The organism is Nocardia xishanensis NBRC 101358 (genome assembly GCF_001613365.1).
GTDB lineage: Bacteria > Actinomycetota > Actinomycetes > Mycobacteriales > Mycobacteriaceae > Nocardia > Nocardia xishanensis.
The window spans coordinates 75,001-89,004 of the sequence record NZ_BDCF01000001.1; the positions used below are offsets into that span (position 1 = coordinate 75,001).

Genomic DNA, 14,004 nt, shown 5'->3' on the forward strand with positions numbered 1-14,004 from the left:
CAACTCAGCATCGCCCCGCGTTCACCGCGAACCAGCAGCGCGGGGCAGGCGACACCCCGAGGCGGGATCGCTCATGGATAGGAGACTCGCATGCCCGTCGTCACGCGCGTGACGGACCTGATCGGTCGCACCCCCCTCTTCGAACTGGCCTGCACCGGGACTGGCACCCGGCTGCTGCTGAAACTCGAACAGTTCAATCCGACGGGCGCGGCCAAGATCCGGATGGCCCGCGAGATGGTGCTCGACGCCGAGCGGCGCGGTTTGCTGCCCAGTGGCGGGCATATCATCGAATCCACGTCCGGTAACACCGGGCTCGGCCTCGCGGTGGTTGCCGCCGAACGCGGGTACCGCTTCACCGCCGTGGTCGACCACCACGCATGTAAGGACAAGCTGCGCGCGATGCGAGCGATGGGTGCGGAGTTGGTGTACGTCGCCGATGATGGCGACGACAACCTGGCCACTTCGGCGCGAGAAGACCTCGCCGAGGCGATGGCCGCGGCGCAGGCCGACGCCTACTTCACCGAACAGCACAACAACGATGCCAACGCGGTCGGCTACTACGCGGTGGCCGAGGAATTGCTGGAGGACGTCGAGCGGGTCGACATCCTGCTCTCGTCGGTCGGAACCGGCGGTTCGCTGTTCGGCACCGCGACAAGGCTGCGGCAGCTGGGCTGCCCGCCCTACGTGATCGGTGTCGAGCCGGTGGGCTCCATCGCCTTCGGCGGGCCCGGCGGGCCGTATTGGCAATCGGGCACCGGCACACCGCCGGGCGCCACCATCGGCACCGCCGTCGACTACTCGCTGCTCGACGAGGGCGTGAAGGTGTCCGACGTGGCGGCCTTCGCCACCGCCCGCGCCGTCGCGGCCAAGCTCGGCCTGATGCTCGGCGGCTCGGCGGGCGGCTCGGTGTACGCGGGGCTGACCCGGCTCGAGGAGTTCCCCGCTGGATCGACGGTGGTCACCATCGTCTGCGACGGCGGCGAGAAATATCTGGACACCGTCTTCGACGACGACTGGATGAACGACCGCGACCTGCTCGACGGCGAAAAGGAGCGCGAAGTGCTCGGTCTGCTCGACCGCTACTCGCCCGCCCGCCGAAAGCAGTTGGTGGAGGCGCGGTGAACCTGGGGGAGTTCCGCGCCGACGGACGACGGCTCGCCGCGCTGGCGACGCCGATCGCGCTGACCCAGCTGGCTCAGATCGCGGTGTCCACCACCAATATCGCGCTGATGGGCACGCTCGGGGTGCGACAGGTCGCGGCGGGTGGCCTGGCGATCGTGCTGTTCAACCAGATCCGCACCATGTGCGTCGGGTTGATCACCGGCACCGGCAACCAGATCGCCTCGGCCGTCAGCGCCGCGGACAAGCGGGGCGATTCCGCCGACCGCGAGGTGCGCGAGGTGGTGCGGTCGAGTTTCCTCATCGCGACGATCTCCGGCCTGCTCGGCGGCGCGGTGCTGATCGGGCTCGGCTGGTCGTTGCAGTGGCTCGGCCAGGACGCCGGTGTGCTCGCCGACGCGCGCCCGCTCATGGTCGCACTTGCTCCAGGGCTGCTGCCCTGCCTGTGGTTCCAGGTGCTGCGGCAGTACACCGTCGGCATGCAGCGTCCGCAGGCCCTGCTGCTGGTGACGCTCGGCTCTGTCGCGCTGAATCTGGCGCTGGCCCTGGCGTTCATCCACGGCTGGGCCGGGCTGCCCGCACTCGGCCTCACCGGCATCGGCGTGGCCACCTCGCTGGTCTTCCTGATCACCTTCGGGGTGTTCTGGGCCATGGTGCGCCACGATCCGCGGCTGGGTCCAACGCTCTCGATCCGGCCGTGGCCGGTGTACCGTTCGACGGTCGTCTCCGAGCTGAAGCTCGGCACACCCATCGCGCTCACCTACGGGTCCGAGGCGGGCATGTTCTCGGTGCTCGCGCTCGTCATGGGCAGCATCGGCCCCGCCGCGCTGGCCGCCCACAACGTCGTTTACCAGATCATCTACATCGTGTTCCAGGTGGCGATCGGGCTTTCGCACGGCGCGTCCATCTTGGTCAGTCACGCGACCGCGCGCGACGAATTCCAGCACGCCAAGGCGCTGGCCTGGCTGGCGCTGCGCTACGCCGCGATCGTCGCCGCGATCACCGGCGCGGTGTACGTGATCGCGCCGAACGCGGTGCTGCGAGCGTTCCTCGAGCCCGGCGACACCGCGACCATCGAGATCGCGCACACCCTGCTGCTGATCGGCATCGTGCTGCAATTCTTCGACGCCGCGCAGAACATCGGCACCGGGCTGCTGCGCGGGCTGAAGCAGACCAACGCGGGCTTCCGGCTGTCGTTGATCGGCTACTGGCTCGTCGGCCTGCCCACCGCCCTGCTCCTCGCTTTCCCGCTGCACCTCGGCGCCGCGGGCGTCTGGTGGGGACTGACGGCAGGTTTGGCCACCACCGCGATCCTCATGGTGCGGCGGTACTTCGCTCTGCTCGACAGCATGGCGCACGCGTACCCGCGGCGCCTGCCGGAGAGCCTGTCGAGCCCCGGCTGATCGCCGGGGCCGACCGATTTCAGATGTTGACGCCGTAATCGCGGGCGATGCCCGCGAGACCGGACGCGTAGCCCTGGCCGATGGCGCGGAACTTCCACTCGCCGCCGTGCCGGTATAGCTCACCGAACACCATGGCGGTCTCGGTGGAAGCGTCCTCGGTGAGGTCGTAGCGGGCCAACTCGGCGCCGGTGTTGGCGTCGACGACGCGGATGAAGGCGTTGCGGATCTGGCCGAACGACTGACCGCGCGCGTCGGCGTCGTGAATGGACACCGGGAAGAAGATGTTGGTGATCGTCGGCGGCGTCGCCGCGAGATCGACGTTGATCACCTCGTCGTCACCCTCGCCCTCACCGGTGAGGTTGTCACCGGTGTGCTCGATGGTGCCCTCCGGCGAACGCAGATTGTTGTAGAACACGAAGTGCCGATCGGACAGCACCTTCAGGTTCGGGCCGGTGGCCAGTGCGCTCGCGTCGAGGTCGTAATCCGCACCGGTGGTGGTGCGCACGTCCCAGCCGAGTCCCACCGCGACCTTGGTCAGGTTCGGCGCCTGCTTGGACAGCGAAACGTTTCCGCCCTTGGCGAGTGTGACGCTCATGATCCCTTCCCGTACGGCGCGCGGGCGCCGCCTTTCTCGTTGTACCGGTTCAGTTCTGGTCGTCGGACCAGCCGCGCAGGGTCGCCACACGGCCCTGCAACGCGTGCAATTCGCTCGCATCGAGCACGGTGCGCCGAATGCCCTTGTCCACCGCGAACGCCGACTGGCGGTGGTCGTCGATCACCGCGACGTCGATCTGCACCGCGGCGTAGTCCTCGGCGTCCGGCATCTGTTCGGCGATCACCTTGGCGGTGCCGCGCGCGCACAGCGCGACATTGCCGCCGCCGAGGATCAGCAGCGCGATCTCGGGACGTTCCCGCAGTCTGGCCAGCGAACCGCGGTCGAACTTCAGGCTGATCAGGATGCGCCGATCACCGGCGCGCACCGGCCAGGACACCGGAATCGCATGCGGCGCCGGGTCTGTGGTCACCAGCACCGCGATCGTGTCCTGCGGCCATTCCGGTAGCACGTCGAGCTCGGGATGATCGGTCGAGTGGTCGCGATGTTGCGCGGGACTCGCTCCGGCTGCCATCTTCGTCACCTCATGGATCGTCGCGCGCGACGGGCTGTGTCGCGCTGATAGCAGTCTAAGGCGCTGGGACACTTGCGCGCTGGCGCTGCGCTACTTGTCCGCGACATCCGCACGGCTCGCCGATCACCGAGCTCGGCGGGTTGCCGCGCCGGAGGGTTCGTTCAGGCCGAAGCGAATTCGAGAATCGGCAGGGACCTGGCCCATTCGCGCGCCATGTCGCGGACGCGGACCTCGGTGGACGCGTCGTGGCGCGCGTGCTCGCCGACCTGGATCGCACCGCGCGCGGTCAGCTTCTCGGCCGCGATCTCACCGCCGCGGTTGAACGTGTCGCCGTAGACGGAATCGCCGAGTCCGAATACCGCGAATCGCAGTCCGGTCAGATCGGGTGTGCGTGCGTCGAGTGCGTCGAAGAACGGCTCGGCTCCGGTCGGCAGGTCACCGTCGCCATAGGTGGAGCAGACGACGATGTGGAAATCCGCGGCGTCAAGATCGTCGACATCGAAGTCGGTCATGTCGTAGACCGAGACATCATGGGCGGCGGTCAACTCGTCCGCGACGCACCCGGCCGCGGTCTCCGAAGTCCCCATCTCCGTCCCGAACAGAATGACTACGCGCACCGCGCCCGCTCCTTCCATCACTTCGGTGTGCACCGAAAATTCTCCTATTTTCTTTGGGCAGGCTACCCTAATTTTCAAGCGCCCGCTGTGACGTTCCCCGTGTCCGGGACACCGGCGCGGTTTCCGATTGACGGACGGTCGCCGCCGATGCATCATTCAGTAACGACCCTGTTCAGCAGGGGTTCTTCGATCAGCCGGCCGACGTCTGTCCGGCCCTACGTGCTGCTCCCGGCCGCGCCCGTTTCCATTCACCGTGGAGTCCGGTCAGCACTTCCCCTACGACGCTTCTCGCGTCCGGCCGTAAGTGAGGTGAGAACGATGGTGTACCGATCGACAGGAATTCCGCGGATCACCGCGTTCCTGCACTACGGCAGCACACCCCATTTCTGAATCCGCACCGCACCGGGCGGGTCCTGAGGCGACGCATACGGCGTCTGCTGGACCGGCCGATTCCCGGTGCGGTGCGAGCGAGGGCGAGGGCCGGAACGACGAAATGGGAGGCGAACATGGACATGGGGGCAATGAATTCGAAGGGCTGGGAGACGAATACGGCCCGAATGGGATACGACAGCGTCTCGATCGCGGCGGGCAATCTGGCGGTCTCGACGGCGATGATCGACGACCTCGGCTACCTACGCGGCCAGCTCGCCGCGGCGGAGGTTCCATTTCTGCTGGTCAGGAACTGCGGGCACCGATTGATCCTGGCCGCGGACGCCGCACATCGCGCCATGGTGCGACGCGTGACGGACGCAGCGCGCGTGGCGGGCTTCGCCGTCGCGGAAGCCGGACACCATGTGCTTCGGTTGGGCCGCGACGCCGATCCGGCGCACCACGTCGAGCTGGAGCTGTGGGAGTACCACGGCGACACGGTCGAATGCCCGCGCCCCAACGCGCTGACCCGCGGGGTCTTCGACCTGGCCGACGTGGAATTCACCGAGGTGAGGCTGTTCGACCGCAGCTGGCCGACGCTGACCGACATGTTCGCGCCGCACGTCACCGATGTCGGCTTCGACATCGACATCGTCTTCTCCTGGGTGGACGGCACGGACCCGGAGTTCCGCGCGCGGCGCGCGGGCATGATGGCGCAGGTGGTCGTCGGGGAGGGCGACGACGCGGACGCCAGAATCCGCCAGATCGACGAACTGCGATACGCCCTGCGCTCGGTGCACAAGAACGCGCCGTGGATCCGGCGCATCTTCGTCGCCACCGATTCGCCGGTGCCCGACTGGCTCGACGAGCACCCCGAGGTCACCGTGGTGCGGGCGATCGACCACTTCAGCGACCCAGCGGCGCTCCCCACCTTCAACTCGCACGCGGTCGAATCGCAGTTGCAGCACATCGAGGGGCTCAGCGAGCACTTCCTGTACTCGAACGACGACATGTTCTTCGCCAGGCCGGTGCGGCCATCGATGTTCTTCACCCCCGGTGGCATCAGCCGGTTCGTCGAGGCGGACACGCGGATCGGGCCTGGCCGGAACACCGAGCGCCGCAGCGGTTTCGAGAACGCGGCGCGGGTGAACCGAGCTCTGCTCGCCGATCACTTGGGGCACGTCATCACCCGGCACCTGGAGCACACGCCCGCGCCGCTGCGGCGCAGCGTGCTGCTGGAGATGGAGACGGAGTTCGGAGCCGACTTCGCCCGCACCATGGCGAGCCGATTCCGTTCGGCCACCGACATTTCCGTCACCAACTCGCTGTACCACTACTACGCGCTTTTGACCGGGCGCGCGGTGCCACAGGAGACGGCGCGAATGCGCTACGTCGACACGACGAGTCGCGCGGGACTCGCGCTACTCGACGAACTGACCGCGCGGCGGGACGTCGACTTCTTCTGCCTCAACGACGGCAGCTTCCCCGAGGTGCCGGAATCCGAACGGGTACAGCGAGTTTCGGACTTCCTCGCGGACTGGTTCCCGGACCCCGCGCCGTGGGAGCGGTTCAGTGCACCGCCTCGTCGTCCGCTTCCTGAGTCGGCTCCCGGCGCTGCATGACCTGCGGGATGCGACCGGCGGGCGGAATGACGATGCCCGCCTCGGCGAGCTTCGCCGCCGCCTCCTCCGGGGTGGCGGGCTCGCCGACGGTCTCGCCCGCACCGATCGGCACCACCGAATGCACCACGGTGTCCGGGTAGACGTGCACGAAGTTGAATGCCTGCGCGCCGTCGCGGCCGCGCAGGCCGCCCGTCGCGATGGCGAGATCCTGGGTGTAGCAGGTGGAGGAGGCGACCGAGACCGGGATGCCCGCGAACGTCGCGTAGGTGGAGAAGTGCACGTGGCCCGCGAGGATCGCGCGCACGTCGGTGCCGTCCAGCACGTCGGCGAGCCTGCGCTGGTCGCGCAGCTCGACCGTGACGGCCAGATCCACCACACAGGGAACCGGCGGATGGTGCATGGCCAGGATGGTGCCGAACGGCGCGGGCTCGGCCAGCACATCGCGCAACCAAGCCAGCTGCTCGTCGGAGATCTCGCCGTGGTGGTGGCCGGGGACCGAGGTGTCGAGGGCGATGATGCGCAGTCCGTCGATCATGTGCACTCGGTCGAACGGCTTGGTCGATGGCGGCTCGTCGAGCAGTGTGTGACGCAGCACCTCGCGATCGTCGTGATTGCCCATCACCCACACCACCGGCGCGCCGATGTGCCGCGCGAACGGCTCGACCAGCGCGCGCAGCTTCTCGTACGCCTCCGGCTCGCCGCGGTCGGCGAGGTCGCCGGTGAACACGAGCGCCGTCGGGCGGATGCGACTGGCCGCGGCCTGCCCGATCAGCTTGCGCAACCGCCGCTCGGCGTCGACATCCCCGTACAACTCGCCGTCACCGGCGATGAGGTGGGTGTCACTGAAATGGAACAACACGTGATCCGGTCGCGGATGCTCCGCGACTCTGCTGATGCGCACCGGACCGAACGTCCCTCCCGGCGGATCCCCCGCCATTGGTTTCGGGTTCCCGCCAGGATAGCGAACCCCTACTGACAGATTTCCCGCCAAGCTGTGACGACAAGCTTGCGGGAAGGTGAGATTTCGGTGTACGAGACGGCCCTTCGCACCACCGCCGCGGGAGCTTTGGACCGGTGGTACACACCTGCGTTCCAGCGGGTTTCGACGGGTTCTGAGGTGCGCGCGGGATGGTGTGCGAGGCGGTGAATGCGCCATTGTTCGATGCGTCCGGCGCGAAGCGGTGCATCCGGTGCGGAGTGATTCATCCAACACCGAGCGATGCGTCCAAACACTCAGCAAGACACCGAGCCGGGCCCGTCGCGGGTCGGTCTGCCTGCGGAGCCGGCGATGCGGTGTCCCGACCGCCGCGCGGCGGTCGGGACCTCCGGGCTGTGGGTTCGAGCGCCCGTGGCCGTGGGCCGGGTCAGCGGCCGCCGAGGGAGTCGGCGGCGAGCAGGGCGTCGCGGAGCATCGCGGCGTCGACCGGGAACGGTTCGTTGTGGATCGTCTCGCCGGGGGCGGTGGCGCGGGTTGCGATGGCGGTCAATGTTCTCCCGTCGGCGTCGGCGAGTCCGAGGTCGGCCAGCGAGGTCGGGAGGCTGACACGGTCGCAGAAATCGAGGACGGCGCCGATCTCGTCGTCGGGTGCGCCTTCGAGCACCAGTTGCGTGAGCACGCCGAAGGCGACCTTCTCACCGTGCAGGTACGGATGGGTCTGCGGAACGGCGGTGAGACCGTTGTGCACCGCGTGCGCAGCTGCCAGGCCGGAGGACTCGAAGCCGAGCCCGGACAGCAGGGTGTTGGCCTCGACGATGCGTTCGAGCGCCGGGGTGACGGTCTGGGTGTGGACCGCCGCCAACGCCTGCTGACCGTCGGCGAGCAAAGTGCGATAACACAATTCGGCGAGCGCCCCGGCGCCGTGGGTGGACGCGCCGCCGCGCATGTTGCGCACATGACCGTCGAGGCAGGTGCGCGCCTCGAACCAGGTGGCGAGCGCGTCGCCCATGCCCGACGTGAGCAGCCGCGCGGGAGCCTGCGCGATGGTCGAGGTATCCACCAGCACCAGCGCGGGATTGCGGCGCACCAGCTGGTACGCCTCGAATTCGCCTTCCTCCGTGTAGATCACCGACAACGCGCTGCACGGCGCGTCGCTGGACGCGGTGGTCGGACAGCTGATCATCGGCAGCCCGAGATCGTCGGCCACCGCCCGCGCCGAATCGATCACCTTCCCGCCGCCCGCGCCGAGCACCGCGGCGCTGCCGCTCGCCCGCACGGCCTCGGTGATCCTGGCGAGCTCGGCCCTGCTGCACTCCCCGCCCGACGGATGCACCGAATACTCGATACTCGCCGCCCCGAAGGACCGCTCCCACGTCGCGGTGAGCAACCGCCGCGCACTCTTCCCCGCCACGATCAACACCGGCCCCCTGATCCCCAGCCTGCGCAGCTCCTGCCCCAACGCCGCCGTAGCATCACGCCCCTGCACATAGTGCCCAGGCGACGAGAACACACTCAGCATCATCCGGCACCTCCCAACTCGAGGGGCGCCGATTCCCCAGCGCACCCCCGCTGTCCGCCATCGACTCGCCATCAACGCTACGCGCCCGCCGCCGCGCCGCATCGTGGATTCACCCGCCGGCGCACCTGGCATCGACAGGAGCTAGAAGACCCATGAACAGCAACGATGTGGGATCTCAGAACCCGGCGGTATCCAAACTCAGATCGAACGGCGCGGGCAACGCCACAGCGGTGCCGAACGAGTAGGGGCCATGCACCTCGCCGTAGCCGAGATCATGTGGGTCGGAAAAGAGCGTGCACTCTTTGCGCTGCCGGTCGACCAACAGATACAGCGGCGCACCGTACTGCGCGTAGCGTTTGCGTTTGCGTTTGATGATCCGATCGGTATCCGCGTTCGAATCCGACGTCACTTCGACAATGGCACCCCCCACCACCCCTTCGTCTCGGCCCGGTCACAGCTGCCTGCCAATCCAACAATTACCACCACGTCAGGTCGGCTCGGTGACAACGCCACCCACCGACCTTCGCGGGAACTGCCGATCCGGAAACTCGGGGGTCCGTCAGTTCGGCCAGTACCGGCGCCAATCCGCCGGGTCGAGTTGGCCACGGGCGCCGCGCGCGAGTTCGGCGGCGTCTTCGGCAGCGCGGATGGCGGTGGCGAAGGAGAGGGTGGCTTTGCGGAGGCGTTCTTCGGCGCTGTCGGGTCCGCCGAGGTGGACGATGCGCAGGTCGGGCGGGATCAGATCGTCGGGTAGGCCCGCTTTGGTGCTGCGGGCGACGATCTTCTCGGCGAGCGCGAGCGCGGGCTGAGCCATGGCGATGCCGTCGAGGCACGAGCGGCGGGATTTCTCGGCGGACTTGCGCTCTTCCCAGGCCCGCTCCTGGGCGGCGATCTTCTCCTCGATCGTGGCATCGGGCGCGATGCCGGAATCGATCAGATGCGGACTGCGGTTGACGAGCTTGGCGACCAAGGCGGCCGCCACGTCGTCGACGGTGAATTCGCCTGCGGCTTGGGCGATTCGGGAGTGGAAGAGCACTTGGAGCAGCAGGTCGCCGAGTTCTTCCTTGATGGTCTCGGCGTCGGCGTGCTGAATGGCGTCGAGGAGTTCGTAGGTCTCCTCCAGCAGGTAGGGGCGAAGGGAGTCGTGGGTCTGGGTGACCTCCCAGCCGCCGAAGTTCCACAGCCGGTCCATGACCTCGACGGCCCCCGCCAGTCCCGCGGCAACCAGCGCCACGTCACCCGCGGAACGGGTCGAATCCCGGCTCTCCGATGCGCCATTGCCCGACGCGGAGGGCCCGGAACCCACCCCCGCGCCGTCGTCCGGAGTACTCATCGAGCCGCCGTCGCCTCGGTGTCCACCGTGAGATCCACCGCGCCCTTGGCCTTTCCGTCCAGAGCGAGCAGCAGGTCGGCGACGAACTGCAGCAGCTGCACATCGCGGACCCGCTCGGCGCCGACGCTGTCCTCCACCCTCGGCAGCGGAAGCTGCACCACACCGCTGGCCGCCTTGTAGCCCGCGCTGGGGTAGAGCCGCTTCAACCGCAATTGCTTGGAGTCGGGCAGGTTCAGCAGCGGCGAGACCTTCAAAGTCGTTCCGGTGACCGCGATCTCGGTCACACCGTACTCGCGCGCCACCAGCCGCAGCTTCGCCACCGACACCAGTCGGCCCACCTCGACCGGCAGCGGACCATAGCGGTCGACGAGCTCTTCCACCACTGCGGCGAGAGCCGGATCGTCCTGGGCCGCAGCCAGTTTCCGGTACGCCTCCAAGCGCAGCCGGTCGCTGGCGATGTAGTCGGGCGGGATGTGCGCGTCGACCGGTAGGTCGATGCGGACCTCCTTGACCTCTTCGGTGGTGATCGGCTTGCCGTCGGCCGCGGCGCGATACGCCTCGACGGCCTCGCCGACCAGCCGCACGTACAGGTCGAAGCCGACGCCGGCGACGTGACCGGACTGTTCGGCGCCGAGCACGTTGCCCGCGCCGCGAATCTCCAAGTCCTTCATGGCCACCGCCATGCCCGCACCGAGGTCGGAGTTCTGCGCGATGGTGGCGAGCCGGTCGTAGGCGGTCTCGGTGAGCGGCTTCTCCGGCGGATACAGGAAGTAGGCGTAGCCGCGTTCCCTGCTGCGCCCGACCCGGCCGCGCAGCTGGTGCAGCTGCGAAAGACCCAGCGCGTCGGCGCGTTCCACGAGCAGGGTGTTGGCATTCGAGATGTCGAGGCCGGTCTCGATGATGGTGGTGCACACCAGCACGTCGAACTCCCGCTGCCAGAAGCCCTGCACGGTCTGCTCGAGCATGTCCTCGTTCATCTGGCCGTGCGCGACCACCACCCGCGCCTCCGGTACCAGATCGCGAATCCGCTTGGCCGCCTTGTCGATCGAGGAGACCCGGTTGTGCACATAGAACACCTGGCCGTCCCGAAGCAGCTCGCGGCGGATGGCGGCGGTCACCTGCTTTTCGTTGTAGGCGCCGACGTAGGTGAGCACCGGGTGCCGCTCTTCCGGCGGGGTGAGGATCGTCGACATCTCGCGGATGCCGGCCAGGCTCATCTCCAGGGTGCGCGGGATCGGGGTCGCCGACATGGTCAGCACGTCGACGTGCGTGCGCAACGCCTTGATGTGCTCCTTGTGCTCGACGCCGAAGCGCTGCTCCTCGTCGACGATGACCAGGCCGAGATCCTTCCACCGCACGCCGGTCTGGAGCAGGCGGTGGGTGCCGACCACGATGTCGACCGCGCCGTCGGCCATGCCCTCCAGCACTGCCCGCGATTCGGCGGGATCGGTGAACCGCGACAGCCCCTTCACGGTGACCGGGAACCCGGCGACGCGCTCGGTGAAGGTCTGGAGATGCTGCTGGGCCAGCAGCGTCGTCGGCACCAGCACGACCACCTGCTTGCCGTCCTGCACCGCCTTGAACGCGGCGCGGACCGCGATCTCTGTCTTGCCGTAGCCGACGTCGCCGCAGACCACGCGGTCCATCGGCACCGGCTTCTCCATGTCCGACTTGACCTCGGCGATGGCGGTCATCTGATCGACCGTCTCGGTGAACGCGAACGCGTCCTCCATCTCCTGCTGCCACGGCGTGTCCGGGGCGAACGCGTGCCCCGGCGCCGCCTGCCGCGCCGCGTAGAGCTGCACCAGCTCACCGGCGATCTCGCGAACGGCCTTGCGCGCCTTGCGTTTCGTGTTCGCCCAGTCGGAGCCGCCCAGTTTGGACAGGCTCGGCATCTCGCCGCCGACGTAGCGGGAGAGCTGGTCGAGCGACTCCATCGGCACGAACAACCGGTCGCCGGGCTGGCCGCGCTTGCTCGGCGCGTACTCGATGACCAGGTACTCGCGCCGCGCGCCGCCGACGGTGCGCTCGATCATTTCCACGAACCGGCCGATGCCGTGCTGGTCGTGCACCACCATGTCGCCCGCGTTCAAGGCGAGCGGGTCCACCTGGTTGCGCCGCTTGGCGGGCAGCCGCTTGCCCTCGGCCGGCGCGGTGACCCGGTTACCGGTCAGATCGGACTCGGCGACCACGACCAGCCCGGCGTCCTCGAACACCAGGCCGTCGTGCAGGGAACCGCACAGCACGCCGACGACGCCCGGGGTCGGCTCCGCGCCCGTGTCCAGTGCCGCGGCGGGCACCTCCGCGTCGGCGAGCCGCTCCAGCACGCGCTGCGCGGTGCCGTGACCGGCCACGACCACCACGGCGCGCCCGCCGGTGGCAACGTGCGCGCGCAGTGAGGCGAAGATCGTCGCTACCAGTTCATCGGAGCCGCGGGCCGCCGGACCGGCGAGCACCGGAAGCACGACCTCGGCGGGATCACCCGACTCCAGCGGGCTCAGGCTCCACCACGCCAGGCCGTGCCGGTCGGCGCTCTCGTGAATCTCCGGCAACGCCCGATACGACGAGGCCGCCAGATCGAGGCCGTGCCCGCCGAGCGGCGCGGCGCCGCCGAACGAGGCCGCGGTCCAGGACGCCTCGAGGAACTCCTCCCCGGTGCGCACCAGGTCGGCGGCGCGGGTGCGGATCTTCTCCGGATCGCACAGCAGCACGTGCGTGCCCTCGGCCAGCTGTTCGGTCAGCAGCCGCAGCTCACCGGGCTGCAACACGGGAAGCAGCGCCTCCATGCCGTCCACCGGGATGCCCTCGGCCAGCTTCTCCAGCATCTCGACCAGCGCCGCGTCGGCCGCGTTCGCCTCGGCCACCTCCGCCGCACGCGCCCGCACCTGCGTGGTGAGCAGCAGCTCACGGCACGGCGGCGCGACAACCACGTCCACTTGGAGATCGCCGAGCGACCGCTGGTCGGCGACCGCGAAGGGCCGCAGCTCGGTCACCTCGTCGCCCCAGAATTCGACGCGCACCGGATGGTCGGCCGTCGGCGGGAACAGATCGAGGATGCCGCCGCGCACCGCGAACTCGCCGCGCTTACCCACCATATCCACTCGCGTGTAAGCGAATTCGACCAGGCGAACGAGCAATTCGTCGAAATCGAACTCGGCGCCCACCCGCAACACGATCGGCTCGATATCGCCGAGCCCGGCCGCCATCGGCTGCATCAGCGAACGCACGGTGGTCACCACGACGCGCAGCGGCTCGGGGAACACCTCGTCCTCGGGGTGCGCGAGCCTGCGCAGCACCTCCAGCCTGCGCCCGACCGTGTCCGCGCCCGGCGACAGCCGCTCGTGCGGCAGGGTCTCCCAGGACGGGAACTGCGCGACCGTCTCGCCGAGGATCTCCTGCAACTCGACCGTCAGATCGTCGGCCTCGCGGCCCGTCGCGGTCACCACCACCAGCGGCCGCTTGGCCGCCACCGTCGCGGCCACGAACGGGCGCACCGCGGAAGGCCCCACCAACTCGACCGACGACTTCCCGATCAGCTCGGCGACCGTCCGCAGCGCGGCGTCCGCTCCGGCCGCCGCGACCAGTCCTGCCAGTGGTGGACGGTGGGTGGACATCGACAACTCCTGAGCTCAAGCGGGCATTTCGAGCGGCGAGCTGAGTTTACGGCGCGCCGGGGCGCGCGGGTTCGCGGCCCCTTTTGTCTCGCTTCCTGGCTCGTAGGACTCGCCCTCGGGGTGGTCGGGAGGGCGGGATCTGGCGGTTCGGCGCAAGGCGTAGCGACCGCGGGCGGCGTGATGCCGTGGGTGAGCCGACCACGGTCGCATCCATCGTGACGGCACCGGACGACCGCCGTACGCGGAGCACCAACGGGCGGCGCACGCAGAGCACCAACGGCCGGCGCACGCCGATGGACGACGAGCGGCAGTGGCGGTGAATCGGGGATCGCGCTGTGGAACAG

At 68.8% G+C, this 14,004-nt stretch carries 11 protein-coding genes; 3 read left to right on the plus strand and 8 right to left on the minus strand.

From position 1 onward, the window contains the following. Positions 1–90: 90 nt before the first annotated feature. Together NX1_RS00385 and NX1_RS00390 are read left to right on the plus strand one after the other, a co-directional pair. Positions 91–1,122, plus strand: coding sequence for a PLP-dependent cysteine synthase family protein (locus NX1_RS00385; RefSeq protein ID WP_068051839.1), 1,032 nt, complete (start codon positions 91–93; stop codon positions 1,120–1,122). Further along, positions 1,119–2,522, plus strand: a complete 1,404-nt coding sequence (locus tag NX1_RS00390; protein WP_068051842.1) for an MATE family efflux transporter — start codon at positions 1,119–1,121, stop codon at positions 2,520–2,522. The genes NX1_RS00385 and NX1_RS00390 overlap by 4 nt, the downstream gene beginning before the upstream one ends. A gap of 19 nt (positions 2,523–2,541) precedes the next feature. Here NX1_RS00390 and NX1_RS00395 read toward each other — a convergent pair whose 3' ends face one another. From NX1_RS00395 to NX1_RS00405, 3 genes are all read right to left on the minus strand, one after another. Next, positions 2,542–3,117 (minus strand): TerD family protein, encoded by a 576-nt coding sequence (locus NX1_RS00395; protein WP_068051845.1) that lies wholly within the window; start codon positions 3,115–3,117, stop codon positions 2,542–2,544. Positions 3,118–3,166: 49 nt separating this feature from the next. Then, entirely contained in the window at positions 3,167–3,649 is a 483-nt protein-coding gene (locus NX1_RS00400; RefSeq protein ID WP_068051848.1) for a hypothetical protein, read from the minus strand. A 161-nt stretch (positions 3,650–3,810) separates the two neighbouring features. Beyond that, on the minus strand, positions 3,811–4,266 hold the full coding sequence (locus NX1_RS00405; protein WP_068052776.1) for a flavodoxin domain-containing protein: 456 nt from the start codon (positions 4,264–4,266) through the stop codon (positions 3,811–3,813). A gap of 557 nt (positions 4,267–4,823) precedes the next feature. Between NX1_RS00405 and NX1_RS00410 the strand changes: the two genes are divergently transcribed. Next, complete coding sequence (locus NX1_RS00410) at positions 4,824–6,257, plus strand: stealth family protein (protein WP_245668269.1); 1,434 nt, start codon at positions 4,824–4,826, stop codon at positions 6,255–6,257. Here the strand turns inward: NX1_RS00410 and NX1_RS00415 are convergent. From NX1_RS00415 to mfd, 5 genes are all read right to left on the minus strand, one after another. After that, positions 6,205–7,194 (minus strand): phosphodiesterase, encoded by a 990-nt coding sequence (locus tag NX1_RS00415; RefSeq protein ID WP_084500714.1) that lies wholly within the window; start codon positions 7,192–7,194, stop codon positions 6,205–6,207. The two genes, NX1_RS00410 and NX1_RS00415, sit on opposite strands and share 53 nt — an antisense overlap. A gap of 427 nt (positions 7,195–7,621) precedes the next feature. Next, entirely contained in the window at positions 7,622–8,713 is a 1,092-nt protein-coding gene (locus NX1_RS00420; protein ID WP_068052786.1) for a glycerol dehydrogenase, read from the minus strand. A 175-nt stretch (positions 8,714–8,888) separates the two neighbouring features. After that, positions 8,889–9,122: a Uma2 family endonuclease gene (locus NX1_RS00425; protein WP_068051851.1), complete on the minus strand. Its 234-nt coding sequence runs from the start codon at positions 9,120–9,122 to the stop codon at positions 8,889–8,891. A 150-nt stretch (positions 9,123–9,272) separates the two neighbouring features. Continuing rightward, positions 9,273–10,046, minus strand: coding sequence for a nucleoside triphosphate pyrophosphohydrolase (locus NX1_RS00430; protein ID WP_084500720.1), 774 nt, complete (start codon positions 10,044–10,046; stop codon positions 9,273–9,275). Then, positions 10,043–13,660 carry a transcription-repair coupling factor gene (gene mfd, locus NX1_RS00435; protein ID WP_068051857.1) on the minus strand — a complete coding sequence of 1,206 codons (3,618 nt, stop codon included), beginning with the start codon at positions 13,658–13,660 and terminating at the stop codon, positions 10,043–10,045. Before mfd ends, NX1_RS00430 begins: the two co-directional genes overlap by 4 nt. Between the last annotated feature and the right edge of the window lie 344 nt (positions 13,661–14,004).